The 24,929-nt window shown below is 75.1% G+C and carries 21 protein-coding genes; 15 read left to right on the forward strand and 6 right to left on the reverse strand.

The window, feature by feature from the left end; translation table 11 throughout:
- Positions 1-30: 30 nt before the first annotated feature.
- The 6 genes from rimO to pspM all read left to right on the forward strand — a co-directional run bounded on the left by rimO (position 31) and on the right by pspM (position 5,409).
- Positions 31-1,527, forward strand: coding sequence for a 30S ribosomal protein S12 methylthiotransferase RimO (rimO, locus tag PVK37_RS14600; protein WP_275034529.1), 1,497 nt, complete (start codon positions 31-33; stop codon positions 1,525-1,527).
- A 68-nt stretch (positions 1,528-1,595) separates the two neighbouring features.
- The gene (gene pgsA / locus PVK37_RS14605) at positions 1,596-2,189 is read left to right on the forward strand and encodes a CDP-diacylglycerol--glycerol-3-phosphate 3-phosphatidyltransferase (RefSeq protein ID WP_275034530.1); all 594 of its coding nucleotides are present in this window, start codon (positions 1,596-1,598) and stop codon (positions 2,187-2,189) included.
- A 107-nt stretch (positions 2,190-2,296) separates the two neighbouring features.
- Complete coding sequence (locus tag PVK37_RS14610) at positions 2,297-2,845, forward strand: CinA family protein (RefSeq protein ID WP_275034531.1); 549 nt, start codon at positions 2,297-2,299, stop codon at positions 2,843-2,845.
- 158 nt (positions 2,846-3,003) lie between these two features.
- The gene (locus tag PVK37_RS14615; protein ID WP_275034532.1) at positions 3,004-3,447 is read left to right on the forward strand and encodes a helix-turn-helix domain-containing protein; all 444 of its coding nucleotides are present in this window, start codon (positions 3,004-3,006) and stop codon (positions 3,445-3,447) included.
- A 286-nt stretch (positions 3,448-3,733) separates the two neighbouring features.
- Positions 3,734-4,606: a PspA/IM30 family protein gene (locus PVK37_RS14620; RefSeq protein ID WP_275034533.1), complete on the forward strand. Its 873-nt coding sequence runs from the start codon at positions 3,734-3,736 to the stop codon at positions 4,604-4,606.
- A 23-nt stretch (positions 4,607-4,629) separates the two neighbouring features.
- The gene (gene pspM / locus PVK37_RS14625; RefSeq protein WP_275034534.1) at positions 4,630-5,409 is read left to right on the forward strand and encodes a phage shock envelope stress response protein PspM; all 780 of its coding nucleotides are present in this window, start codon (positions 4,630-4,632) and stop codon (positions 5,407-5,409) included.
- A gap of 114 nt (positions 5,410-5,523) precedes the next feature.
- Here pspM and PVK37_RS14630 read toward each other — a convergent pair whose 3' ends face one another.
- The 5 genes from PVK37_RS14630 to PVK37_RS14650 all read right to left on the reverse strand — a co-directional run bounded on the left by PVK37_RS14630 (position 5,524) and on the right by PVK37_RS14650 (position 11,877).
- Positions 5,524-9,246 (reverse strand): hypothetical protein, encoded by a 3,723-nt coding sequence (locus PVK37_RS14630; RefSeq protein WP_275035117.1) that lies wholly within the window; start codon positions 9,244-9,246, stop codon positions 5,524-5,526.
- A 363-nt stretch (positions 9,247-9,609) separates the two neighbouring features.
- Positions 9,610-10,443 (reverse strand): zinc finger domain-containing protein, encoded by an 834-nt coding sequence (locus PVK37_RS14635; RefSeq protein ID WP_275034535.1) that lies wholly within the window; start codon positions 10,441-10,443, stop codon positions 9,610-9,612.
- A gap of 81 nt (positions 10,444-10,524) precedes the next feature.
- Entirely contained in the window at positions 10,525-10,767 is a 243-nt protein-coding gene (locus PVK37_RS14640) for a CPCC family cysteine-rich protein (protein WP_275034536.1), read from the reverse strand.
- 48 nt (positions 10,768-10,815) lie between these two features.
- Positions 10,816-11,601 (reverse strand): SAM hydrolase/SAM-dependent halogenase family protein, encoded by a 786-nt coding sequence (locus tag PVK37_RS14645; protein ID WP_275034537.1) that lies wholly within the window; start codon positions 11,599-11,601, stop codon positions 10,816-10,818.
- 9 nt (positions 11,602-11,610) lie between these two features.
- Positions 11,611-11,877, reverse strand: a complete 267-nt coding sequence (locus PVK37_RS14650) for a hypothetical protein (protein WP_341483433.1) — start codon at positions 11,875-11,877, stop codon at positions 11,611-11,613.
- A 484-nt stretch (positions 11,878-12,361) separates the two neighbouring features.
- Here PVK37_RS14650 and PVK37_RS14655 point away from each other — a divergent pair, with 484 nt between their 5' ends.
- Both PVK37_RS14655 and PVK37_RS14660 read left to right on the forward strand, forming a co-directional pair.
- On the forward strand, positions 12,362-12,538 hold the full coding sequence (locus PVK37_RS14655) for a DNA-binding protein (RefSeq protein WP_341483434.1): 177 nt from the start codon (positions 12,362-12,364) through the stop codon (positions 12,536-12,538).
- Between the two features lie 164 nt (positions 12,539-12,702).
- Positions 12,703-13,311 carry a hypothetical protein gene (locus PVK37_RS14660; RefSeq protein WP_275034539.1) on the forward strand — a complete coding sequence of 203 codons (609 nt, stop codon included), beginning with the start codon at positions 12,703-12,705 and terminating at the stop codon, positions 13,309-13,311.
- Positions 13,312-13,415: 104 nt separating this feature from the next.
- Here PVK37_RS14660 and PVK37_RS14665 read toward each other — a convergent pair whose 3' ends face one another.
- Positions 13,416-17,957, reverse strand: a complete 4,542-nt coding sequence (locus PVK37_RS14665; RefSeq protein WP_275035118.1) for an ATP-dependent helicase — start codon at positions 17,955-17,957, stop codon at positions 13,416-13,418.
- Between the two features lie 195 nt (positions 17,958-18,152).
- Between PVK37_RS14665 and PVK37_RS14670 the strand changes: the two genes are divergently transcribed.
- The 7 genes from PVK37_RS14670 to mnhG all read left to right on the forward strand — a co-directional run bounded on the left by PVK37_RS14670 (position 18,153) and on the right by mnhG (position 24,922).
- Positions 18,153-18,536 carry a hypothetical protein gene (locus PVK37_RS14670; protein ID WP_275034540.1) on the forward strand — a complete coding sequence of 128 codons (384 nt, stop codon included), beginning with the start codon at positions 18,153-18,155 and terminating at the stop codon, positions 18,534-18,536.
- 178 nt (positions 18,537-18,714) lie between these two features.
- Positions 18,715-21,558, forward strand: a complete 2,844-nt coding sequence (locus PVK37_RS14675) for a Na+/H+ antiporter subunit A (protein ID WP_275034541.1) — start codon at positions 18,715-18,717, stop codon at positions 21,556-21,558.
- Positions 21,555-22,001: a Na(+)/H(+) antiporter subunit C gene (locus PVK37_RS14680; RefSeq protein ID WP_275034542.1), complete on the forward strand. Its 447-nt coding sequence runs from the start codon at positions 21,555-21,557 to the stop codon at positions 21,999-22,001. Before PVK37_RS14675 ends, PVK37_RS14680 begins: the two co-directional genes overlap by 4 nt.
- On the forward strand, positions 21,998-23,503 hold the full coding sequence (locus PVK37_RS14685; RefSeq protein WP_275034543.1) for a Na+/H+ antiporter subunit D: 1,506 nt from the start codon (positions 21,998-22,000) through the stop codon (positions 23,501-23,503). Before PVK37_RS14680 ends, PVK37_RS14685 begins: the two co-directional genes overlap by 4 nt.
- A 194-nt stretch (positions 23,504-23,697) precedes the next feature.
- On the forward strand, positions 23,698-24,246 hold the full coding sequence (locus tag PVK37_RS14690) for a Na+/H+ antiporter subunit E (RefSeq protein WP_275034544.1): 549 nt from the start codon (positions 23,698-23,700) through the stop codon (positions 24,244-24,246).
- Complete coding sequence (locus PVK37_RS14695) at positions 24,243-24,506, forward strand: MrpF/PhaF family protein (protein ID WP_275034545.1); 264 nt, start codon at positions 24,243-24,245, stop codon at positions 24,504-24,506. The genes PVK37_RS14690 and PVK37_RS14695 overlap by 4 nt, the downstream gene beginning before the upstream one ends.
- A complete protein-coding gene (gene mnhG / locus PVK37_RS14700) occupies positions 24,503-24,922 on the forward strand; it encodes a monovalent cation/H(+) antiporter subunit G (protein WP_275034546.1) in 420 nt (139 codons plus the stop codon). Before PVK37_RS14695 ends, mnhG begins: the two co-directional genes overlap by 4 nt.
- Positions 24,923-24,929 lie beyond the last annotated feature (7 nt).

Genomic DNA, 24,929 nt, shown 5'->3' on the forward strand with positions numbered 1-24,929 from the left:
CCCCCGCCGCCCGACCGGTACCCTCGGGAGGTGTCTGCCACCTCCCCTTCCCCCGCTGACGGTCGCCGGGTCGCGCTGCTGACGCTGGGTTGTGCCCGCAACGAGGTCGACTCGGAGGAGTTGGCCGCCCGCCTGCACGCCGACGGCTGGCAGGTGACCACCGACGGCGAGGGCGCCGACGTGGTGGTCGTGAACACCTGCGGTTTCGTGGCGAAGGCCAAGCAGGACTCGATCCAGACCCTGCTGGCCGCCGCCGACACCGGCGCGAAGGTCGTCGCGGCCGGCTGCATGGCCGAGCGGTACGGCCGGGAGCTGGCCGACAGCCTGCCGGAGGCGCAGGCCGTGCTCAGCTTCGACGACTACCCGGACATCTCGGCCCGGCTCGACTCGGTGCTGGCCGGGGAGACGGTCGCCGCGCACACCCCCCGGGACCGCCGCGAGCTGCTGCCGCTGACCCCGGTGGCCCGCCGCGACAGCGCGGTGTCGCTGCCCGGTCACGGTTCCCCGACCCGGGTCGCCCCGGAGGCCGACGCGCACACCCCGGCGCACCTGCGGCAGGTGCTGCGCCGTCGGCTGGAGACCGGCCCGGTCGCCTCGCTGAAGCTGGCCAGTGGTTGCGACCGCCGCTGCGCGTTCTGCGCCATCCCCGCCTTCCGCGGCGCGTTCGTCTCCCGTACGCCGGACGAGCTGCTCGCCGAGGCGGAGTGGCTGGCCAAGACCGGGGTCCGGGAGCTGGTGCTGGTCAGCGAGAACTCCACCTCGTACGGCAAGGACCTGGGCGACCCCCGGGCGCTGGAGAAGCTGTTGCCGCAGCTCGCCGCGATCGACGGCATCGTCCGGGTCCGGGCCAGCTACCTCCAGCCCGCCGAGACCCGGCCCGGCCTGGTCGAGGTGATCGCCACCACCCCGGGCGTGGCCGCGTACTTCGACCTGTCGTTCCAGCACTCCAGTGAGCCGGTGCTGCGCCGGATGCGCCGGTTCGGCTCCACCGACCGTTTCCTGGAACTGCTCGCCAGCGCCCGCGCCCTGGCCCCCGAGGCGGGCGCGCGGAGCAACTTCATCGTCGGTTTCCCCGGCGAGACCCGGGCCGACGTGGCCGAGCTGGAGCGCTTCCTCACCGAGGCCCGGCTCGACGCGATCGGCGTGTTCGACTACAGCGACGAGGACGGCACCGAGGCCGCCGGGATGTCCGGCAAGGTCTCCGCCGCGACCGTCAAGCGCCGGTACGACCGGCTCAGCGCCCTCGCCGACGAACTCTGCTCGCAGCGCGCCGAGGACCGGCTCGGCTCCCGGGTGGAGGTGCTGGTCGACTCGGTCGACGGCGGTGTGGTCGAGGGCCGGGCCGCCCACCAGGCCCCGGAGGTGGACGGCTCCACCACCCTGGTCTCGCCGGACGGTGTCGGGGTGGACCTGGCCGCGCTGCGCCCGGGTGATCTGGTCCGGGCGACGGTGACCGGCACCGAAGGGGTGGACCTGATCGCGGTCCCGGATGAGATGATCTCGGCGGCGCCCGGCGCGGCACGGTGACGGCGGGCCCTGACCGAGCGGGGGAGCCAGGTGGTGCGGTACCGGGTACGCCGGAACGGGACGACCCGGTGACGGGGGCGGCCGACCCGACGCCGCCGGCCGTGGTGGCGGCGGTCCCGGTGGTGAACGCGGCCAACGCGCTGACCGCGCTGCGGCTGGTGCTGGTGCCGGTGTTCGCGGCGCTGGTGGTGGCCTCGGAGCTGACCCACGCCGGCTGGCGGGTGGCGGCCTGCCTGGTGTTCGCGCTCGCCTCGCTCACCGACTTCGTCGACGGCTGGATCGCCCGCCGGTTCGGGCTGGTCACCTCGGTCGGCAAGGTCGCCGACCCGATCGCCGACAAGGCGCTCACCGGGGCCGCCCTGTTGCTGCTCTCCTGGTACGCCCTGCTGCCCTGGTGGGTGACCGTGGTGATCCTCACCCGGGAACTGGGGGTCACCCTGATCCGCTTCTGGGTGATCCGGCACGGGGTGATCGCGGCCAGCCGGGGCGGCAAGGCGAAGACCGCCCTGCAGATCCTCGCCATCGTCTGGTATCTCTGGCCGATGTCGGCCGGCTGGGCCGTGGTGGGGCACTGGATCATGGCCGTCGCGGTGATCGTCACCGTGGTCACCGGCTTCGACTACGTGGCCCGCGCCCTGCGACTGCGTACCGCCGTCAGGTGACGCCGGGCGGATCGTTGAGCACCACGGCCGGAGGACGCGGGGACGTGCACCCCGCGAACCGGACGACACCGGTGTCGAGGCGGTCCGGGCGGGGAAGGAGTGCGGGCATGGCAGGGGTACGTGGGGCCGGGGGGACCGGCGGTGACGACCGGCCGGCCACCAATCCGGCGGCCGGGGTGGTGCACCGGCTCTCCGAGCGGGGCGAGACGCTCGCCACGGTCGAGTCGCTGACCGGCGGGTCGCTGGCCGCCTCGATCGTGGAGATCGCCGGGGTGAGCGGCATTTTCCGGGGCGGCCTGGTGGTGTACGCCACCGAGCTGAAGTCGCGGCTGGCCGGGGTGCCGGAGGGCCTGCTGGCCGAGCGCGGGCCGGTCGATCCGGACGTGGCGGTGGCGTTGGCCGAGGGCGGCCGGGACCGCTGCGACGCGGACTGGGGGTTGGCGACGACCGGGGTGGCCGGCCCGGAGCCGCAGGACGGCAAGCCGGTCGGTCTGGTCTTCGTCGCGGTGGCCGGACCGAACGGAACGGCGGTCCGGGAACTCGATCTGGACGGTGGCCGCGACCACATCCGGTCGGCCGCCGTGGTGGAGGCGTTACGGCTGCTCACAGCCCAGATCAGCGCTGCCGGGGAGGCCGTCGACAGCGCCGTGTGCTGAGGCCGGTGCGCCGGTGGACCGGGCGGGGCGGTATGTCGGAGGGGCCCTTTGCGGGTACGGTTGCGGGAAGACTCCGACGGTACGGTTCGGTGGCGGGACGCCTCACCGCGTCCGGCACGGTCCGGCCGGCGGGGAGAGGTCCCGTCAAGGGAGGTGCGATGGTCCTGCTACGCCGGGTGATCGGTGACGCACTGCGGGCGCGCAGGCAGGGGCAGCACCGTACCCTGCGCGAGGTCTCCTCCGCCGCGAACGTCAGCCTGGGTTACCTCTCCGAGATCGAACGTGGTCAGAAGGAGCCCTCCAGCGAGCTGCTCGCCGCCATCTGCGACGCGCTCGGTGCCCGCCTGTCCGAGCTGCTCCGCGAGGTCAGTGACACGGTGGCGCTGGCCGAGCAGATGCCGGTCGGGCTGGTCCCGGTCGCCGACCAGCCGACCGAGCCGGTGGCGCGTCCGGCCGTCCGCAAGGTCGCCGCGCAGGGCGTCCGGCAGGTCGGTGCCGACGGCCCGGTCTCGGTGGCGGTCCGGCAGGACTCGCCGCTCAAGGCGACCCTGCGGGCCACCCGGGTCCGCCCCGCCGAGCGGGACGTGGTCTGCGCCGCCTGAGCCGGGCCGCTTCTGCTCCCGGCACGATCGCCGACGCCCGACGCCCGACGCCGTGGCCCGTGGTCCTGCTTCCGGCGCGGTCGCGGACGCCCGTCGTCCCGCAGCGTCGCCGCGTGGTCGACCTGGCCTCTGCCGCGTAGGGTTGATCAGCAGGTGGCGTCGGGTTCCGGCACCGTCTCGGCAGAGGTGGCGCGCGGCTGGGACGATGGTGACGCCGCTGGTTGCCGGGCGGCGGTGTCCGGCACGGTGTGAGGCGCAGCGACGCGACTGAGGGGATACCGCGAAGATGGCGAACCCGTTCGTCAAGGGTTGGAAGTACCTGATGGCGCTCTTCGGCGCCCGGATCGACGAGCACGCCGATCCGAAGGTGCAGATCCAGCAGGCCATCGAGGAGGCACAGCGCCAGCACCAGGCCCTGGTGCAGCAGGCCGCCGCGGTGATCGGCAACCAACGCCAGCTCGAGATGAAGCTCTCCCGGCAGATGTCCGAGGTCGAGCGGCTCCAGGGGATGGCCCGGCAGGCGCTCGTCCTGGCCGACCAGGCCCGCGCCAAGGGCGACGAGGCCGAGGCCGCCCGGTACGAGCAGTCCGCGCAGACGCTCGCCAGCCAGCTGGTCTCCGCCGAGCAGGCCGCCGAGGACCTCAAGACCCTGCACGACCAGGCCATCGGTGCCGCCGCCCAGGCCCGGCGTGCGGTGGAGAACAACTCGATGATCCTCCAGCAGAAGCTGGCCGAGCGCACCAAGCTGCTCAGCCAGCTCGAGCAGGCCAAGATGCAGGAGAGCGTGGCCCGCTCGCTGGAGTCGATGTCCGCGCTCACCGCCCCCGCCAACACCCCCAGCCTGGACGAGGTGCGCGACCGCATCGAGCGGCGGTACGCCAACGCGATGGGCCGTGCCGAACTGGCCGGCAACTCGGTCGAGGGCCGGATGTTGGAGATCCAGAAGGCCAGCCTCGACTCGGCCGGGTCGTCCCGGCTGGAGCAGATCCGGGCCAGCATGGCCGGCGAGCAGCTCGGCGCACGTCCGGAACGCTCCGGCGTCGAGCAGGCGGCCCCCACCGCTCCCGCCGCCGACCCGGCCGGTGTCGCCCGGCTCGACGAGATCCGGGCCAGCCTCGGGCGCGACCGGGGCACCGGGGACACCACCGCCGCCGGCTGAGCGGCCAGGTCGAGGAGGCAGGCGTGGCAGACGAGCGAGCACGGTACTTCCGACGGCTGCGCCGGTTGCGGGCGTCCGCCCGGCGGTGGAGCGTCACCGCCGGTGGGCTCGGCGGGGCGGCGGCGATCCTCACCCCGTACGCCGGTATCGGCCTGCCCGACGCGGCCTGGGCGGGCGCGGCCGGCGGTGCTCTCGCCCTGGCCGCCTGGCGCTGGATCGACCTGCGGGCGCTCGCGGCGCAGCCGGCCCCACCGGCGCTGGACCCGGCCGAGGCCGCCGCCCGGTCCCGGGCCCGGCTGGTCGCGGCGGTGGAACGGCTGCCCGTCGGCCCGGGGGTGCTCGCCGAGGTACGTCGGTTCCGGTCCCGGGCGGCGTTGCGGGGTACGGCCGCTGCCGAGCCCTGGGCCCGGCTGGACCGGGCCGCGCTGACCCTCGCCGGGATGGCCGGCCGGCTCACCGGGCTGGCCGAACCGGCGCTGCTGGAGGCGGCGGCGGCCGACCGGTCGCTGCGGGACCTGGCCGAGCGGGTGGCGAGCGTGGAACGGACCGTACGACTCGCCCCGTCACCGGCCCGGGAGTCGCTGGCCGACACCCACCGAACGCTGGTCGGGCAGCTCCACGACGGGGTCGCCGCGTACGAGCAGCTCGTGGTCGCGGCGGCCGGGTACGTCGCCGAGGACGCCCGACCCACCGGCGCGCACCCGGCCGCCTCCCGGTTGACCGAGGCGACCGACCTGCTGCACGGGGTCGCCTCGGCCCTGGCCGAGCTGCGTGCGGTCGGCGACCAGCGCCGGGCGGCGTGACGCCCCGGGCCCGCCGGGCCGCCTGACGTCCCGATGTCTTCGGCCGCCCGTGCGGCTCCGGCCCCGCCGGGCTGGTCGTGCGGCCCCGGGCCTGCCGGGCGCGGCACCGGCCCGTCAGGTGGGGGTGGTGACCGGCACCGGCCCGGTGTACGCGGAACTGCCCACCACGTTGACCGCGCGCACCCGGTACCAGTAGGTCGCCCCCCGGTCCAGACCGGTGTTGGTGAAGCCGCGCCCGGACACGGTGAAGGTGACCAGTTCCCGGCTGAACGCCGGGTCGGCGGCGCGGTCCACCACGAACCCGCAACCGGTCCCGGCCGGTGCGCCGGCGGTCCACCGCAGGATCACCGTGGCCGTCCCGGGTGTCGGGGCGCACGCGGTGGCGATGACCGTGGTCGGTGTCCTCGGCATCGGCGGGGTGGTCACCACGCTGACCGTGGACCAGGGCGAGGCGGTACCCAGGTAGGTGGTCCGGACCCGGTAGTAGTACGTCGTCTCCGGGGCCACCCGGGCATCGACGTGGTGGTCGGTGACGCCGACGGCGGTGGTGCCGGGGCCGCTGGTGAAGGTCGGGTTGGTGGCCCGCTGCACGTCCACGCCGGTGGCGAAGGAACGGTTCCGCCAGCGCAGCGCGATCCGCAGCGGCGCGGCGGGCGCGACGGCCGCGGTCAGGTCGGTCGGCGCGGTCAGCCGGACCACCGCCGGGACACTGTTCGACCAGGCCGAACAGCCGGCTCCGTGCTCCGCCCGGATCCGGTAGTGGTAGGTCACGCCCGGGGTGACGGTGGCGTCGACGTACCGGGTCGCGGTGGCGGCCACGGTGAGGGTGGTGACGCCCGTCCGGAAGGTCGGGTCGGTGGCCCGTTCCAGCCGGTGCGCGGTGGCCGACGGGCGGCCGCCGGGAGGCGGGAACGGGCCGGTGGTGCTCCCGGGCAGCGGGCCGCCGGTGCCGGGAGGCGGGACCGGGCCGCTGGTGGTGCTGGGCAGCGACGGGCCGCCGGTGGTGCCGGTGGAGCCGTGACCGGTCCAGGCGAGCGCGACCGCCGGCAGCGCGATGGCCGACCCGGGAACGGCGGTGGCGGTCAGCCCGGTCGGTGCCGGCGGCGACACCCGCAGCACCAACGGCCGGGCCGCCCCCTGGTCGCGGTGGCCGGCGAGCTGGCTGTGCCACCGGTACTCCCAGCCCAGGTCGACCGGTCGGCTGCCCGGGTCGGTCGGGTCGAGGGGGCGTACGCAGTCGCCGACGGTGAAGGGCAGGCTGGGCGGGACGGGGCGCAGGGCGACCACCACGTCCTCGCCCGGGTCCACCCGGACGGTGTCCTTCCAGCCGCGCTCGTCCGGTTCCGGCGGGTGGACGGTGCCGTCCCGGGTCACCCGGTTGACCAGTTGCCCGCCGCCACCGTCGATGTGCAGTGACTGGGTGAGCCGGCTGTCGCCACTGATCCGCCACAGTTGGGTGCCGTCGGTGGGCGCACCGACCCCGACCGCCGGCTCGGTGCCGGCCAGGATCTCGGTGGGCGGGTCGGTCGGCGTGGGCACGACCGCCGGCCCGGCGGCGGTCAACCGGGCGGTCAGCCGGCCGTGCCCGGGTTCGAACACCTGCCGTACCGCCTTGTTCCACACCGGCAGGGTGACCGGTCCGGCCGCCCCGGTCGGGGTGAAGCTGACCGAGGTGGCGTGCACCGGCACCACCGTCTCCCGCTCGGTGCGGGTGCCGAACGCCGGGTCGTACCCGGGCTGCGGCACGATCGGCGGCGGCTGGCTGGCCGCGTACGCGCCGGGCAGCCGCTTCCGCAGCCGACCCAGGTCGTACCGGTCGGCGGGGCTGCCCTCCACCCGGAACTGGAGCAGGGTACGGGTGTCCGGGCCGTACCCGGGGACGGCTCCGGGGGAGCCGGCGTGGTGGTCGTAGCGGGGGTCGTCGCCGGGCAGCGGGGCCGGGCAGTCGTTGTAGAGGATCAGCGTGGCCCCCGGTGGCACCGCCGCGAAATCGATCACGACGTCGGCCCGTTCGCCGGGGGCGAGCAGCAGGGCGTGCCCGTCGAGGTCGGGGGCGGCCGGGTCGGGCCGGTCGTACCGGTAGCCGACCGGCCGGTTCGGCAGCACCACCGGGGCGGGCAGCAGGCCGCACTCGTTGCCGATCCGGACGATGGCCGGCCCGGCCGCCGCCGGGTCCGGCACACCGCCGGCCCGCCCGTCCGCCGGCCAGTACGCCGGCCGGCCCGGGGCGCGGACCGCCTCGACCATCGGCACCTCGCCCGCCCCGGCGTCGCCGAGGCTGCCGTCGGCCCGCCACATCGGGCCGTCCGAGCGGGCCCGGTAGAGCTGGAGGTTCAGGCTGCGGTCCGGGCAGGCGTTGAGGATCCGGAACCGGTACGCCCGGGGCTGGACCGTCAGGTACGGGTAGGCGATCCCGTTGACCAGCGGGGTGTCCCCGTACACGTCGGGCACCGCCGACGGGTGCGGCACGCCCGGGGCCAGCGGTGGCTGCTCGGGCGCGGTCACCGGATCGTGGTACGGGTTGTCCACCGGGCCGTGCGCCACCGGCCCCGGGTTCCGGCACCACGGCCCGTAGTCCCACCGGCCGGTCGGGTTCCGCCCGTCGGGCCGGAACGGGTTCTGCCGGGGCTGGTAGACGTGCGGGTACCAGAGGCTGCCCCGGGCTCCCCAACGGTCCCGGTCCCAGGTCGGGTCCTCGGCGGCGAGCTGGGTGTCGTCCGGTACGAAGGTCCGGTCGGTGATCACCAGGGGGAGCTGGTCGGCGGGGAGGACACCGTCGGCGACCAGCCGTTCCTCGGCCGGGTCGGTGAGCAGGTACGGCGCGAGCTGCCCGGTGTAGGTGGTCAGCCGGGACAGACCGAGGGTGTTGTCGTGGAACCAGAGCAGCCGGCCGCTCTGGTCGTTCGGGAAGTACAGCGTGGTCGCCCCCGCGCCGGGGGCCGGCATGTCCGGTACATGGGTCAGTCCGGGACCGGTCGGGTACGGGGTGATCTCCCCGGCCGGGGTGATCCACTGGGTGGGGTTGCCGGCGCTGATCCAGCCGGTCCAGGCCCCGGCCAGGCGGAGCACCGCCCGGTTCTGCGGGTACGGTGCCGGCCCGGCCAGTGGCCCGGCACCGGCCCCCGGCACGGTCGGGTCGACCGGCAGGAACAGCTCGCCGGCCGTCCCGGTGGGCAGCTGGTTGATGAACTTGACCCGGACCGGCCGGCCGCGTCGGGCCACCACCATCGGCCCGAGGTGGTACGCCCGGCCGGGCGGGACGACCGTGTTGTGCCCGTCCCGGTCGGTGCCGAGGTTGAGCTGACGGTAGCCGCGCAGCCGGGTGGGCGGCAGGTCCCGGTGCAGGCGCTGGCTGTACTCGGTCAGGCCGATCTCGTAGTAGTCGCAGCCCGGGTAGCTGATCGTGTCGGGGACCGCCACCGGTAGCTGCCCGGTCGCCTCGTCCGCCGGGCCGGAGCCGGAGGTGCGGCCGGAGCCGGAGCTGGGGGTGGAGCGGGAGGTGGGGGCGGAGCCGGAGCTGGGGGTGGAGCGGGAGGTGGGGGCGGAGCCGGAGCTGGGGGTGGAGCCTGGCGCGGAGCCCGGCCCGGGAGCGGAGCCGGGGCCGGGGCCGGGGATGGGCAGCGGGTCGACGAACTTGCGCAGTCCGGTCCCGGGGACCACCCGGCCGGACGGGTCGAGCCGGGGGCGTGGGCTGGTGGCGAAGTTCGGTTCCGGGCCGAAGAGCCGGGGTGCCGCAGCCGGGTCGAGGGCCGCCGGCACCGGACCTGCCGGGAGCACCGTCGGTGCCGGACCTGCCGGGAGCACCGCCGGCACCGGAAGCACCGCCGGTGCCGGCATCGGCTCGGTGATGTCGTCGGTGGTGGCGGCATCGTCGGCGGTGGCGACGTCGGTGGTGGCGGCATCGTCGGCGGTGGCGGCATCGGTGGGGGCGGCATCGTTGGTGGTGGCGGTGGGGGCGGAGGTGGGGGCGCTCCGGGCAGCCGGCACGTTGCCGGTGCCGGTCGCCGTCCGGGCGGGGCGGAATCTGCGGAAGATGGCCATGGCTCTCCCCCGGGACGGGGGTACGACGACCGTCACCCCGGTGTGACCGGGGTCGTACCCGTGGCGCTCTGCTGACAGTCTGTGAACGCGTAACCGCAGCATGCGACGCGGGTGCCCGGGTGGGGAATTACCCAATCATCCCAATCTGCCGTTGATCGGTCAGGGGTGGGCCGGCTGGCAGACCGGGCACCAGTAGGTGACCCGGTCACCCAGAACCTCCTTGCGGATGGCGGTGCCGCAGCGCCGGCACGGCTGGGCCCGCCGGCCGTACACGTAACTGGTCTGTCCCCGGTGCAGGGAGCCGGTGGTGCTCTGGGTCCACCGTCCCCGGTTGGCGGCCAGCAGCCGATGGGCGAGGGCGGTCAGGCCGGGCAGGTCCGGCACCGCGCCGACCGGTGTCCACGGCGAGACGCCGCGCAGGAACAGCAGCTCACACTTGTAGAGGTTGCCCACGCCGGCCAGGTTGCGCTGGTCCAGCAGCGCCTCCCCGATGGTGGTCCCGGGGTGCGCGCCGAGCCGGCGGGCCGCCTCGGCGGCGTCCCAGTCCGGGCCGAGCAGGTCCGGCCCGAGGTGGCCGAGCAGGGCGTCCTCCTCGGTGGTGGGCATCAGGGCAACCTCGTGCAGGTGGTAGCCGACCGCGACCGCGTGGTCGGTGTACAGCACCACCCGGATCAGGTGCGCGGGCCTGGCGGTCCAGCGTTCCCCCGGCCGGTACGTCCGCCAGGCGCCCTCCATCCGCAGGTGCGAGTGCAACGTCCAGCGCTGCCCGGTGGTCTCCGTGGCGGTGGCTTCGACGTGCCCGCTGGGGTCGGTGGGCGGGGTGAGCCGGAGCAGCAGGTGCTTGCCGCGACTGGCCGACTCGTGCACCGTCCAGCCGGTGAGGTCGGTGGCGGCGAGCCGCGGTACCCGGAAGTCGGAGCCGGTCAGCCGGTGACCGGCCAGCGCGCGGTGCAGGACGCGGGCGGTGTTCCAGACGGTGTCACCTTCGGGCACCCGTCCATCCTGCCCGGCCCACCGGTCGACGACGGTCGCACCGTCCCGTCTCCCCTGGCCGTGAGTGGAGAGGACCGGTCGTCAGGGCTGTTCGTCCGGGCGGGGCGGACGGACCATCTCCTGGTAGCGGGGGTGACTCGCCCCGTAGATGGCGAAGTTGAGCCGGGCGTGCGACAGGCTCAGGTCGCCGTTGGGGCCGCCCCGGACCACGTCGGCGTCGGCGTCACTCTGGCCGTCGTCCGTCCAGAAACAGACCGGACAGGTGCCCCCACCCGTTCGGTAGCCGCAGCAAGGACAGGCCCCGGGAACCCACTGCTCACCCACCGGGAAAGCATTTCACAATGGACGGAATCGGCGTAGCGGGGGCACGGGTCAGTCCGGATGGCGGACCGGCAGCGGATCGCCCGACCGGACCCCGAGCCGCTCCGCCGCCCGGCCGCCGTTGACCGCCACCGCGACCTGCCCGGCCGAGTCGACGTAGATCACCAGTCCGTCGGGTGGGACGTCACCGAAGGTCCGGCCGTGCGCGGCCTCCTGCCCGCCCACCCGCAGCCGTTCCGGCCGTCCGTCGAGCACCGCCCCGGGCGCGGCGAGCTGCACGTTGCCGAAGTGGTCGACGGTCAGCACCTCGGCGGTGAAGCCCGTGGGGGTCACCTCCAGCACCGGGGCCGGCAGCCGGACCAGGTCGGCCGGGTCCACCGGCGGCCCGGCGTCGGCCAGCGGCGCACCGTCGGCCAGCCGGGCGGCGACCGGGGCGAAGACGTCCCGACCGTGGAAGGTGCGGGACACCGCCGGGGCCAGCCAGTGCGGGTTGGTCAGCTCCACCGCCGCGCGGATCCCGCCCAACGCCTCGGCCGCCGGCACCAGCAGCCCGTTGTCCGGCCCGACCAGCAGGGCGTCCGGGGTCGCCAGGGCGATGCCGCGCCGGCTGGTGCCGACCCCCGGGTCGACCACCGCGACGTGCACGGCCGGCGGCAGGTACGGCACGGTCTGGGCGAGGACCGCCGCGCCGTGCCGCACGTCGGTCGGCGGCACCAGGTGGGTCACGTCGATCACCCGTACCTGCGGTGCCAGCCGGGCGATCACCCCGTGGCAGGCCGCCACGAACCCGTCGGAGAGCCCGTAGTCCGTGGTCAACGAGATCCAGCCGAACCGCATCCGCCCACCCTAGGCCCTCACCGCCGCGCGGGACCGCCCCGCCGTGGGGACCGGCGCGGTCCGCCGTCGCACCAGCAACCCCGCCGGCTGTACGAAGATCGACCGTCGGGCGACCGCGTCACCGGCGGTGTCGAGCTGGTACCCGTCCAGCCAGACCCACCCGTCGTACGTGGGCCGGTCGAGCACCCGGATCAGCCGGAACGCGACCGGCCGGGTGAACTGCACACTGGCCGCCTGCGTGACGTACAGCAGGTCACCGGCCCGCAGCGCGGTCACCGGCCCGGCTCGGGCCAGTGGCCCCGGTTGACCGGTACCCGGCGACGGGGCCGGCCCGGCAGCTCCGCCCGGTGTGCCCGAAGCCGTTCCCGGGACCAGGTCAGCGACGGACAGTGGTCGGGTCCGCATCGTCGGCACCGACCGGCGGCCCAGTGCTGCCGGATGATCCGTTTCGCCAGCCGGTGGACCCAGACCTCTGCCGGCCTGCTCACGCCCATCGCCATCCCCACCTCCGGAGACAGGCAGGTCCGGCCACGGAGCCCTGGTCACGCAGCCGGACCGCTACCTGTGCCCATCCAGGAAACCGAACAACGGACCCCCTGTCAAGTTCGACAGAGATGGTAAGGAGCGCTGATCTGCATGCTTGGCAGGGCTTTCGGGTGATGTCGACAGGGCTCTCAGGTTAGAAAGGGGGTGCGGTCTGGATGCTGCGGAAATGGGTTGGCGGCGTCGGCTGTACGGAAGCGCGGAGCTTCAGGAGCGCTTGGGTGTCTCGCGCGTCCGGGTCGTCCAGCTCACCAGTCGCACTGATTTCCCGGAGCCCTTCGACCGGCTGGCCGGTGGGGCGGTCTGGCTGGTGGAGGACGTGGAGCGCTGGATCACCGAACACCAGCCCTGGAAGGCCCGGGGCGCGGACGAACCACCTCCGCCGGAGAGCTGAGCCCGGCCTTACTGGCGCCTGAGGTGCAACCGGCTCGGCGTGTCGGGTAGCTGAGCTGTCAGGAACCGGTGCGGTTCGTTCCTCCGGCACAGCCGCTCCGGGGCCGGGTGGTCGGCCGACCGGCCCCTCGCCGGAGGTTGAGCGGTTCGGGCAGACTACGAGGCGTGACCTCCGCATCCCGTACCCGCGCCGTCGCCGCCCTGCTGCTGCTCGCCACCGCGCTGGCCGGCTGCGGCAGTGACGACCGCGACGACCGGCCCGACAGCGCCGCCCCGCCGGCCGCGTCCACCCCGGCCACCCCGACGGAGAGCATCCCGCCGACGGTGGTCCCGTCGGCCACGCCGACCGCCGTCCCCACGCCGAGCGGCCCGCCCCGGGCCGGGCGGATGACCCCGCCCCCGCCGGGGGCCGGGCCCGGCCAGCCGGGGAAGGCCAGCACCCCGCCGTTCGTCATGCCGACCCGGTCGGCCGGCGCGCCCAGCGCCCGGCAGGTGGTGGACGCGTTCCGGGCGGCGAAGCTGCCGGTGGCGAACCTCCGGGACCGCTCGGTCGACTGCGGGCCGGACGGTGCCGGGCTGGGCTGTGCCGAACTGCTCGTCACCGACACGGTCTCGGTGTACGTCTTCCCGGACGCGGCGAGCGCCACCAACCGGACCGACATGTGGGGCACCGACGCGTACCGCGCGGGGACCGTCGTGCTCAGCTACCTGGGCACGTCCACCAGCACCGCCCAACGGCAGCGCTACGCCACCGTCCTCGCCGACCTGACCTGACCTGAACCGGCCGACCGCCCGGGTCGGGCCGGGGGCGTCACCGGGCGACGGCGGAGATCAGCCGCGTAGCCGCAGGCCGCGCGGGGTGACCCGGAAAGCGGGGGTCAGCCGCGTAGCCGCAGGCCGCGCGGGGTGGCCCGGAAGCCTGCGGCGGTCAGCGCGTCCCGCAGCGCGGAGGCGTGCACCGACTCCCCGTCGGCCCGTTCCACGCTGATCGCCCCGAGCGCGCCGGAGTGCACCGCGTCGGCGAGGGCCTTCGCCGCCCCGGCCAGCGCGTCGGCGTCACCGGTGAACGACAGGATGGTCCGGCCGCCGCGCTCGACGTAGAGCACCAGGTCACCGCCGACCAGCACGACCAGCGCACCCGCCTTGCGGCCGGCCCGGTGGCCGGTGGCCGGGGCACTGCCCTCCCCGGAGTCGACCACCCGCTCCGGCCAGGGCAGCGCCGCCCCGTACGGGTTGGCCGGGTCGGTGGCGGCCAGCACCAGCGGGGCAGCGCCCCGGGGCCGTCCGCCGTCGGCCGGGTCGGCCTGGGCGCGGAGCCGGTCCACCGCGCCCGGCACCGCGAACTGCGCCGCGCCGAGCCCCTCCACGAAGTACCCGCGCCGGGCCGCCCCGCGTTCCTCCAGCGCGGACAGCACCGGGTACACCGCCGAGAAGCCGCCGGTCACCTGCTCGGCGACGACCGCGCCCCGGGTCACCACGCCGTGCCGTTCCAGCAGCACGTCGGCCAGGGCGGCGGCCCGCCGGGTCGGGTCGGTGTCCCGCTCCGGCAGCCGGGACCAGCGTCCGGCCACCGTGGGTGGCCCGGTCCGGCTGGGCAACGCCATCCGGCCGGGCCGACGGTACCGGGTGCGGGGCGCGGCGGTGGTCCGTGCCCGGTGCGCCCCGCCGCCGCCGAGCAGCGCGCGCAGCGGGGCGAGGGTGTCGTTGGTGAGGTGACCGGCCCAGACCAGGTCCCACACCACCGCCACCAGGGCGTCGTCGTCGGTGGAGCCGACCCGGTCGGACAGCGACCGGAAGAACAACGCCTGACCGTCGCCGAGCGCGTCGAGCACCGCCTGGTGCGCCGGGGTCAGCGTCAGCGCACCGTCCGGTGGCGGCAGCAGCAGCGGCGCGGCGTCCGCGTACGCCAGGGTCACCCAGCCGTCCCCACCGGAGATCGCCCCCGAGCCGGCCCAGACCACCTCGCCGCTGGCGCACAGCTCGTCCAGGAAGGCGGGGGAGTAGTCGGCGACCCGGACCGGCAGCACCAGCCGCTCCAGCGCGGACGCGGGCACCGCCGCGCCCTGGAGCTGCTCGACGGCGGCGGCGAGCGCCTCCACCCCCCGCGCCGACGAGCCGACCTGCTGCCAGCGGGGCAGGAACGCGGCCAGCGCCCGGGACGGCACCGGTTCGATCTCCCGGCGCAGCGCGGCCAGCGACCGCCGACGCAGCAGCCGCAGCACCTCGGCGTCGCACCACTGGGTGCCGGCGGTGTCCGGGAGGAACTCCCCGGAGACCACCCGCCCGGTCGCGGCGAGCCGACGCAGCGCCTGCTCCACCACGGCCACCCCGAGCCCGAACCGGGCCGCGCAGGTCGCCGCCGGGAACGGGCCGTGCGTCCGGGCGTACCGGGCGACCAGGTCACCGAGCGGATCGGCGACCGGGGCGAGGTACGCCTCGGGCACCCCCACCGGCAGCGCCACCCCGAGCGCGTCGCGCAGCCGGGCGGCGTCCTCCACCCCGACCCAGCGGTCCTGGCCGGCGACCCGCAGCCGCAGCACCCGGCGGGCGTCGGCCAGGCCGGTCAGCCAGTCGGCCGGCACCCCCCGCTCGGCCAGTTCCGCGTCGGTCAGGTCACCGAGCACCCGGAGCAGCTCGACCACGTCCTCGGCGTCCCGGGGGCGGCGCTGCTCGGTCAGCCAGCGCAGTTGCCGGTCCGTCTCGGCGAGCACCGTCGGGTCGAGCAGCTCCCGCAGGTCGACCCGGCCGAGCAGCTCACCCAGCAGGGCCGAGTCCAGGGCCAGCGCGGCGGCCCGGCGCTCGGCCAGCGGGGCGTCGCCCTCGTACAGGAACGCGCCGACGTACCCGAACAGCAGCGACCGGGCGAACGGCGACGGCTGCGGGGTCTCCACCTCGACCAGCCGGACCTTCCGGGCGGCCAGCTCACGCATCAGCCCGGTCAGCGCGGGCAGGTCGAAGACGTCCTGGAGGCACTCCCGGGCCGCCTCCAGGGTCACCGGGAAGTCGGCGTACTCGCGGGCCACGTCGAGCAGTTGGGCGGCGCGTTGCCGCTGCTGCCACAGCGGCTGGCGGCGGCGCGGGTCCCGGCGGGGCAGCAGCAGCGAGCGGGCCGCGCACTCCCGGAACCGGGCGGCGAACAGCGCCGACGTGCCGACCGACTCCTCGACCAGCTGCGCGACCTCCTCCGGGTCGAAGGCGACCAGGTCGGCGCCGGGCGGCTCGTCGGCGGTGTCCGGCAGCCGCACCACGATGCCGTCGTCGCTGGGCAGCACCTGGGCGTCCAGGCCGTACCGTTCGGTGAGCCGACGGCCGATCGCCAGCGCCCACGGGGCGTTGACCCGGGCCCCGAGCACGCTGTGCACGGCCAGCCGCCAGTCGCCCAGCTCGTCACGGAACCGTTCCACCACCACCGTCCGGTCGTCCGGCAGGGACCGGGTGGCGGCCTGCTGGTCCCGCAGGTACGCCAGCAGGTTGCCGGCCGCCCAGTCGTCCAGCCCGCCGGTACGCAGCGCGGCGGTCGCCGCCTCGTCGTCCTGCCGTAGCAGCGTCCGCAGCCGGGACCCGATCGCCCGGCCCAGCTCGACCGGACGGCCGGCCTGGTCGCCCTTCCAGAACGGCATCTTCGCGGCCTGGCCGGGGGCGGGGGAGACCAGCACCCGGTCGGGGGTGATCTCCTCGATCCGCCAGGAGGACGAGCCGAGCAGGAAGACGTCACCCACCCGGGACTCGTAGACCATCTCCTCGTCCAGCTCACCGACCCGGGCGGCGCGTTCCGCCCCGGCCAGGAAGACCCCGAACAGCCCCCGGTCGGGGATGGTGCCGCCGCTGGTCACCGCGAGCCGTTGCGCGCCGGGCCGGCCGGTGAGCACGTCGGTCGTCCGGTCCCAGAGCAGGCGGGGCCGCAGCTCGGCGAAGGCGGTCGACGGGTACCGCCCGGAGAGCATGTCCAGCACGGCGTACAGGGCCGAGTCGGGCAGCTCGGCGAAGGGCGCGGCCCGCCGGACCACGGCGGCCAGGTCACCGAGCCGCCACGGCTCCAGGGCGACCATCGCGACGACCTGCTGGGCGAGCACGTCGAGCGGGTTGCGCGGAGGGTGCAGTTCCTCGATCGCCCCGGTGGCCATCCGCTCCGCCACGACCGTGCAGGAGAGCAGATCCCCCCGGTGCTTGGGGAACACCACCCCCCGGGACACCGCACCCACCTGGTGCCCGGCCCGGCCGACCCGTTGCAGGCCGGCGGCCACGCTGGGCGGCGCCTCGATCTGCACCACCAGGTCCACCGCGCCCATGTCGATGCCCAGCTCCAGGCTGGAGGTGGCGACCACGGCCGGCAGCTGACCGGACTTGAGCGCCTCCTCGATGTGCTTGCGCTCGGACCGGGACACGCTGCCGTGGTGGGCGCGGGCGATCACCGGGGCGGCCCCGTCGGCCGTGCCGGCCTGGGCCATCAGCTCGGCCGGCGGCCGGGCGGTGGTCGGCGCGGGCGGCGGTGGCAGGTCGGGCGGCGGGTCGGCGGCCAGTTCGTTGAGCCGGGCGCAGAGCCGCTCGGCGCTGCGCCGCGAGTTGGTGAAGACGATCGTCGACCGGTGGGCCCGGACCAGCGCGTAGACCCGCTCCTCGACCGCCGGCCAGATCGAGGCGCGGCGGGGGCCGGGGCCACCGAGGTCGTCCTCCGGCGGCTCGGCCTCGTCGAGCCGGGTCATGTCCGCCACCGGCACCTGGACACTGACCTCGATGGTCTTGGCGGTGGGCGGCTGCACCACGTCGACCGGGCGGCTGCCGCCGAGGAACCGGGCGCAGGCGTCGATCGGGCGGACCGTGGCGGACAGCCCGATGCGCTGCGCCGGCCGGGGGAGCAGCTCGTCCAGGCGTTCCAGGGACAGCGCCAGGTGCGCGCCGCGTTTGCTGCCGGCCACCGCGTGCACCTCGTCGACGATGACCGTCCCGACGCCGCGCAGCGAATCCCGGGCGGCCGAGGTGAGCAGGAGGAACAGCGACTCGGGGGTGGTGATGAGAATGTCCGGCGGGGTACGCGCGAAGGCCCGCCGCTCGTCGGCGGGCGTGTCCCCGGTACGCATGCCGACGGTCAGGTCGGGAGGTGGCACGCCGAGCCGGGTGGCCGCCTGCCGGATGCCGGCCAGCGGGGTGCGCAGGTTCCGCTCGACGTCGACCGCGAGGGCCTTCAGCGGGCTGACGTAGAGCACCCGGCACCGGTGGCGCGGGTCGGCCGGGGCCGGCTCCCGGGCCAGCCGGTCGAGGGACCACAGGAACGCGGCGAGCGTCTTGCCGGAGCCGGTGGGCGCGACGACCAGCGCGTGCCGGCCCGCCGCGATCGACCGCCACGCCCCCGCCTGGGCCGGGGTGGGCGCGGCGAAGGCGGCGGTGAACCACTCCCGGGTGGCCGCACCGAAACCCGCCATCGCCTCCGTCACGGCTCCCATCCTGCCCCGGGGGTGTGACAGCGGCCCAGCGAGCCGTGCCCGGTTGCATCCGAATGCAGCCGCTTACGTGATGTATGAGGCCCTTGTACGTTAAGTCTTACTTAACTGCTTGCTCGGCCGCGACGACGTAAAGTAACTTCTCCGGCAGCGCAGAGTCAGGTGGGAGGACGCTGGATGACCGTCGAGGAGCGAGGCTTCGAGCCCGGCACCGACGTACTCATCCGCAAGGTCGACAGTCACCTGGCCACGGTCCGGCTCGGCCTGCACGGGCCCGAGCTGGAGCTGGCCGAACGGCTCGCCCGCTCACTGCGCGAACTGGTCGTCCAGACCGCCCAGGCCAGCGCGGCGGACCGGGCCCAGGTCCGGGCCGCCGTGCACTACTTCGTGCTGCGGCGGGAGAGCCGGGGCCGCCTGCTCTCGGTACGCTCGCTCGCCGCCGCGCAGCGGCTCGCCAACCGGGTGGCCGTCCAGCTCGGTCGCCCGGACCTGCTGGTCGAGTCCCGTCGGGAGCGGGGTACGCGGGAGTCGGCCGTGCCCACCGCGGAGCTCACCCGCTGACCGTCGCGCCGCCCGCCGGCCACCTGTTCCCGCGCGCCGCCACCCTGCTCCCGCTCTCCCACCGACCGGGTGGTGTCGGTCCCGATTTCCGGAAAACCGCCCGAAGGGTGCGGAACCTGACGTGTGATCCCTGGTAGGCGGAGCGCCCCGGCGCGCACGGCGGCTACCGGGAGGGCGCGTGCTCGTACTGCTGATCCTCCACCTGGTGGCGGCGCTGCTCGCGCCGGCACTGGTCCGGTGGTGGGGTCCGCGCGCCTGCTACCCGCTCGCGCTCGCGCCGGCCGCCGCGTTCGGCTGGGCGCTCGCGCGGACCCCGGCGGTCCGCGACGGGGGCGCGCTCGCCGAAACCCACCCCTGGGTACGCCAGCTCCAACTCGACCTGGCGCTGCGGATGACCACCCTCTCCTGGCTGATGACCCTGCTCGTCGGCGGCATCGGCGCGCTGGTGCTGGTCTACTGCGCCGGCTACTTCACCCCGGCCGAACCGGAACTGGGCCGGTTCGTCGGCGTGCTGGTCGCCTTCGCCGGGGCGATGCTCGGGCTGGTCCTCGCCGACAACCTGATCCTGCTCTACGTCTGCTGGGAACTGACCACCGTCTTCTCGTACCTGCTGATCGGGCACCACCCCGACCGGCGGGCCAGCCGCTGGGCCGCCGCCCAGGCGTTGACCGTGACCACCCTGGGTGGGCTGGCGATGCTCGTCGGCTTCGTCCTGCTCGCCGAACAGGCCGGCACGTACCGCTGGTCGGAGATCACCGCCACCCCGCCGTCGGGCGGACACCTGACCGTCGCGGTGCTGCTGGTGCTGACCGGGGCGCTGGCCAAGTCGGCCGTACTGCCGTTCAGCGGCTGGCTGCCGGTGGCGATGGCCGCGCCCACCCCGGTCAGCGCGTACCTGCACGCGGCGGCCATGGTGAAGGCCGGCGTCTACCTGGTCGCCCTGCTGGCCCCGGTGCTGGCCCACACCCCGCCCTGGCGGCCGGTGACCACCGTGGCCGGGCTCGCCACCCTGCTCGTCGGCGGTTGGGCGGCGCTGCGCCAGACCGACCTGAAGCTGCTGCTGGCGTACGGCACCGTCAGTCAGCTCGGCCTGCTCGTCGCGGTGGCCGGCGCGGGAACCCGGGCGGCGGCGCTCGCCGCGCTGGCCCTGCTGCTGGCCCACGCCCTGTTCAAGGCGGCGCTGTTCCTGGTCGTCGGCGCGATCGACCACGTGGCCGGTACCCGGGACCTGCGGGACCTGTCCGGGCTGCGGCACCGGCTGCCGCTGCTGGCGGCGGTCACGATGCTCGCCGCCGCGTCGATGGCCGGGGTACCACCACTGGTCGGGTTCGTCGCCAAGGAAACCGTCCTGTACGCGTTCGCCGACGACCCGCTGACGCTGGCCGCCGTGGTGGTCGGCACGGCGTTCACCGTGGCGTACAGCGCCCGGTTCCTGTGGGGCGCGTTCGCTGACAAGCCCGGTGTGGCGCCGCGCCCGGTCCACCGACCGTCCCCGGCGCTCGTCGTCCCGCCGGCCCTGCTGGCGGTGGCCGGGCTCCTCCTCGGCCCGCTGGCCGGGCCGGTCGGGGCGCTGCTCGCCCCGTACGCCGGGCGGTTCGCCGGAGCCGACCACCCGCTGGCGCTCTGGTCCGGTCCGACGCCCGCGCTGGCCTGGTCCGCGCTGGCGCTGGCGGCCGGCGGGATCCTCTTCCTCCGCCGCGCCGACCTGACCCCGGCCCTGACCCGCCTACGCTTCCGGCAGTCCCCGGCCCAGCACTACGAACAGGTGACGCACCTGCTCGACCGGGCGGCGATCGAGCTGACCAGCCGGCTCCAGCGCGGCTCGCTGCCGCAGTACCTCGGCACCGTCCTGGTCGTCCTGGTGGCCCTGCCCGGCGGGGCGCTGCTGATGCTGCGGCCCTGGCCGGTGCCCACCCGGTGGTGGGACAGCCCGGTGCAGTCGGTGGTCGCCCTGGTGATGGTGGTGGCGGCGGTGCTCGCGGTGGCCGCCCGCCGCCGGCTGACCGCGATGCTGCTGGTCGGGGTCACCGGCTACGGCACCGCGATGATCTTCGTACTGCACGGCGCGCCAGACCTGGCGCTGACCCAGATCCTGGTCGAGACGGCCACCATCGCCCTGTTCGTGCTGGCGCTGCGCCGGCTGCCACCCCGCTTCTCGCGCCGGCCGTTGCGCCGCAGCCGCTGGGTCCGACGGGTGATCGGGGTGGCGGTCGGCACCGTACTGGCCGGCCTGGCCGCGGCGGCCGCCGCCGGTCGGCAGGTACCGCCGGTCTCGGTGGACTTCCCGCGGCTCGCCGTCGAGGAGGCGTACGGCCGCAACGTGGTCAACGTCGTCCTGGTGGACATCCGGGCCTGGGACACCACCGGCGAGATCGCGGTACTCGTGGTCGCGGCGACCGGGGTGGCCAGCCTGGTGTTCGAACGCTCCCGGAACGCCTCCCGCCCCCGCACCCGCCGGCCGGGCCGGGCCGCCCCGACGGCGGCGGACCCGGGTCAGCGGGTCTGGCTGCGCGGCGGCCCCACCCTGCACGAACGACGCCGCTCCCTGGTCTTCGAGGTGGTCACCCGGCTGCTCTTCCACAGCATCGTGGTGCTCTCCCTCTTCCTGCTCTTCTCCGGGCACAACGCGCCCGGTGGCGGCTTCACCGGTGGCCTGGTGGCCGGGCTGGCGCTGGCGCTGCGCTACCTGGCCGGCGGCCGGTACGAACTGGAGGACGCCGCCCCGGTCGGTGCCGGCACGGTGCTCGGGGCCGGACTGGGGCTCGCGGTGGGCACCGGGGTGGTGGCCCTCGCCGCCCGGGGCAACCTGCTGGAGAGTTCCCGGATCGACCTGAGCGTGCCCGGGTTCGGCGACGGCTACCTGGTCACGTCCCTGTTCTTCGACATCGGCGTCTACCTGGTCGTGGTCGGGCTGGCGCTGGACGTGCTGCGCAGTCTCGGCGCCGAGGTGGACCGGCAGATCCAGGCCGGTGGCGGGGCGGTCGGCGCGTTGGCCGCCGACCGGCCGGGGGAACCGCCGTGACCGGGTCCGGCCAGGGTGCCAGCCTGGTGCTGGTGGTCCTGGTCGGGGTGCTCGTCGCGACCGGGGTGATGCTGCTGCTGGAACGCAACCTCACCCGGATCCTGCTCGGCGTGATCCTGCTCAGCAACGGGGTCAACGTGCTCATCCTGCTGGCCGGGCCGGCCGGCGGGGCCCCGCTGGCCGGGACCACGCCGGTCGACGGGATGAGCGACCCGCTGCCCCAGGCGATGATCCTCACCGCCATCGTGATCACCCTGGGACTGGCCGCGTTCCTGCTGGCGGTGGCGTACCGCAGTTGGCTGCTCACCACGCACGACGACGTCCGGGACGACCCGGAGGACCGGCAGATCGTCGGCCTCGCCGACCGGGACGCCGCGCTGTCCGAGGACCCCGACACCGTGGGCCCGAGGGACGACCCCGGTGGGCCGGGGGAACGGCGGTGAACGCCCTGGTGCCGCTGCCGGTGGTGATGCCGCTGCTCGGGGCCGCGTTGACCCTGCTGCTGCCGCGCTGGCCGCAGGTACAGCGGACGATCAGCGTGCTGGTGCTCGTCGCCACCCTCGCCGTCTCGGCGGTGCTGCTCGTCCGGGCGTACCAGCACGGGCCGCTGGTGGTCCGGCTCGGTGCCTGGTCACCGCCGGTCGGCATCGTGCTGGTCGCCGACCAGTTGGCCGCCCTGCTGCTGACCGTCTCGGCCGCCGTGACGCTCTGCGTGCTGCTCTACTCCATCGGCCAGGGCCAGGGTGACCTCGGCGAGGGCACCCCGGTGAGCATCTTCCACCCGACCTACCTGGTGCTGACCGCCGGCGTCACCAACGCGTTCCTCGCCGGTGACCTGTTCAACCTCTTCGTCGGGTTCGAGATCCTGCTGGTCGCCAGCTACGTGCTGATCACCCTGGGCGGCACCGACGTCCGGATCCGGACCGGTTCCACGTACGTGGTGGTCAGCGTGCTCTCCTCGATGATCCTGCTGAGCGGGGTGGGGCTGGTCTACGCGGCCACCGGCACCCTCAACCTGGCCCAACTCGCCACCCGGCTCGGAACCCTCCCCGCCGACCTGGCCCTGGCCCTGCACCTGATGCTGCTGCTCGCCTTCGGCGTCAAGGCGGCCGTCTTCCCGCTCGCGGCCTGGTTGCCGGACAGCTACCCCACCGCCCCCGCCCCGGTCACCGCGGTCTTCGCCGGCCTGCTGACCAAGGTCGGCGTGTACGCGGTCATCCGTACCGAGACCCTGCTCTTCCCCGGCGGGCAGGTCGGCACGCTGCTGATGGTGGTCGCCGGGCTGACCATGCTGGTCGGCATCCTCGGCGCGGTCGCCCAGTCCGACCTGAAGCGACTGCTGTCGTTCACCCTGGTCAGCCACATCGGCTACATGATCTTCGGAGTGGCGTTGAGCACCGTCGCCGGGCTGTCCGGCCCGATCTTCTACGTGGTGCACCACATCACCGTGCAGACCACCCTCTTCCTCGTCACCGGCCTGGTCGAGCAGCGGGCCGGCGGCACCGACCTGCGTCGGCTGGGTGGCCTGGCCCGGATCGCCCCGCTGCTCGCCGTCCTGTTCTTCGTACCCGCGATGAACCTCGCCGGGGTACCACCCTTCCCGGGCTTCCTCGGCAAGCTCGGCCTCTTCCAGGCCGGCGCGCAGGTCGGCGGCGCGCTGCCCTGGACGCTGGTGGCCGCCGGGGCGCTGACCAGCCTGCTCACCCTCTACACCGCCTCCCGGGTCTGGAACATCGCCTTCTGGCGGGAGCCCCGGCTGGCCACCGCCGACCCGCCGACCCGGCTGCCCGGCCTGATGGTCGGGTCGACGATCGCGCTGGTCGCGTCCGGCGTGGTGCTCACCCTGGTCGCCGGGCCGCTCTGGGCGGTCACCGCGGACGCGGCGTCCGACCTGCACCTGCGTACCCCGTACGTGCGGGCCGTGTTCCCCGGCGGCACGCCGTGACCGCCGCCCCGCCCCCGGAACCGCCACCCGCCGGGGACCGACCGGCCGCCGCCCCGCCCCCAGGGCCGCCACCCGCCGAAGACCGACCGACCACCGGGCCGCCGTCAGGGCCGGCACCCGCCGCCGACCGGCCGGCTGCCGGTCCGGTACGGCCGTTCGCCCCAGGTTCCGGTAGGTCCCCGGTCCGCGTCGGGGTGGCCCGCTGGCGTGAACAGGTGATCGCGGCGGGCTGGATGGTGCTGATGTGGAACCTGCTGTGGGGGCGGTTCAGCCTCGGCAACCTCGTCGGAGGGCTGCTCGTCGCGGTCGCCGTGCTGGTGTTCTTCCCGCTGCCCCCGGTCACCCTGGACGCCCGGCTGCGACCGGTCGCGCTGCTGGACCTCACGGTGCGGTTCGTCGCCGAACTCGTCACCGCCAGCGTCCACGTCGCCTGGGTCGCCGTCCGACCCGGGTACCGGCCGCGCAGCGCGATCATCGCGGTCGAGCTGCGGGTGCGTACCGACCTGAACCTGGCCCTCACCGCCGAGCTGCTCTCCCTGGTGCCGGGGACGCTGATCCTCGACGTCGACCGGAAGGCCGGGGTGCTCTACGTGCACGTGTTCGACGTCCGCGGCACCGGAAACCTGACCCGCAGCCGTCGCCGCATCCGGGACGTCGAGCGACGTCTCCTCCGGGCCATCGGCTCGCCCGCCGAGGTCCGGCTGCTCACCTCCCACCCCGTCGAGGAAGGACCCAACCGATGAACCCGGTACTGGTCGTCGCCGTCACCGTCCTGCTCTCGGTCACCGTGCTGCTGGCCCTGGCCCGGATGGTGCTGGGCCCGGCCCTGCTCGACCGGCTGGTCGCCACCGAACTGCTGCTCGCCACGATGATCAGCGCGGTCGGCGCGGAGGCGGCGGTGCACCGGCGGGCCACCACCCTGCCGGTGCTGGTGGTGTTGGCGCTGCTCGGCTTCCTGGGCTCGGTGGCGCTGGTCCGGTTCGCCGCCGGGGAGGAGTCGTGACCGGCGGCGCGGTCGTGGCCGCCGGAGCCGCCGGAACCCTGGCCGTGGGCGGGGTCGCGGCCGCCGGAGCGGTGGCCGTCGGCGGCCTGACCGGCACCGGCGTGGCCGACCTGCTGGCCGGTGGCTGCCTGCTGGCCGGCGCCGTGCTCAGCCTGGCGGCCGGGATCGGCGTCCTGCGCCTGCCCAGCACCGTGGACCGCATCCACGCCGTCACCAAACCACAGGTACTCGGGATGCTGCTGATCCTGCTGGGGCTGACGCTGCGGCTGCGCAACCCCGCCGACCTGGGCATGCTCCTGCTGGTCGGGCTCTTCCAGCTCGCCACCGCGCCGGTCACCGCGCAGATGATCGGCCGGGCCGCGTACCGCTCGAACGGGGTCGACCGCGAACTGCTCGACACCGACGAGCTGGCGTGACGCGCTG

The sequence above is a fragment of the Micromonospora cathayae genome (assembly GCF_028993575.1).
Lineage (GTDB): Bacteria > Actinomycetota > Actinomycetes > Mycobacteriales > Micromonosporaceae > Micromonospora > Micromonospora cathayae.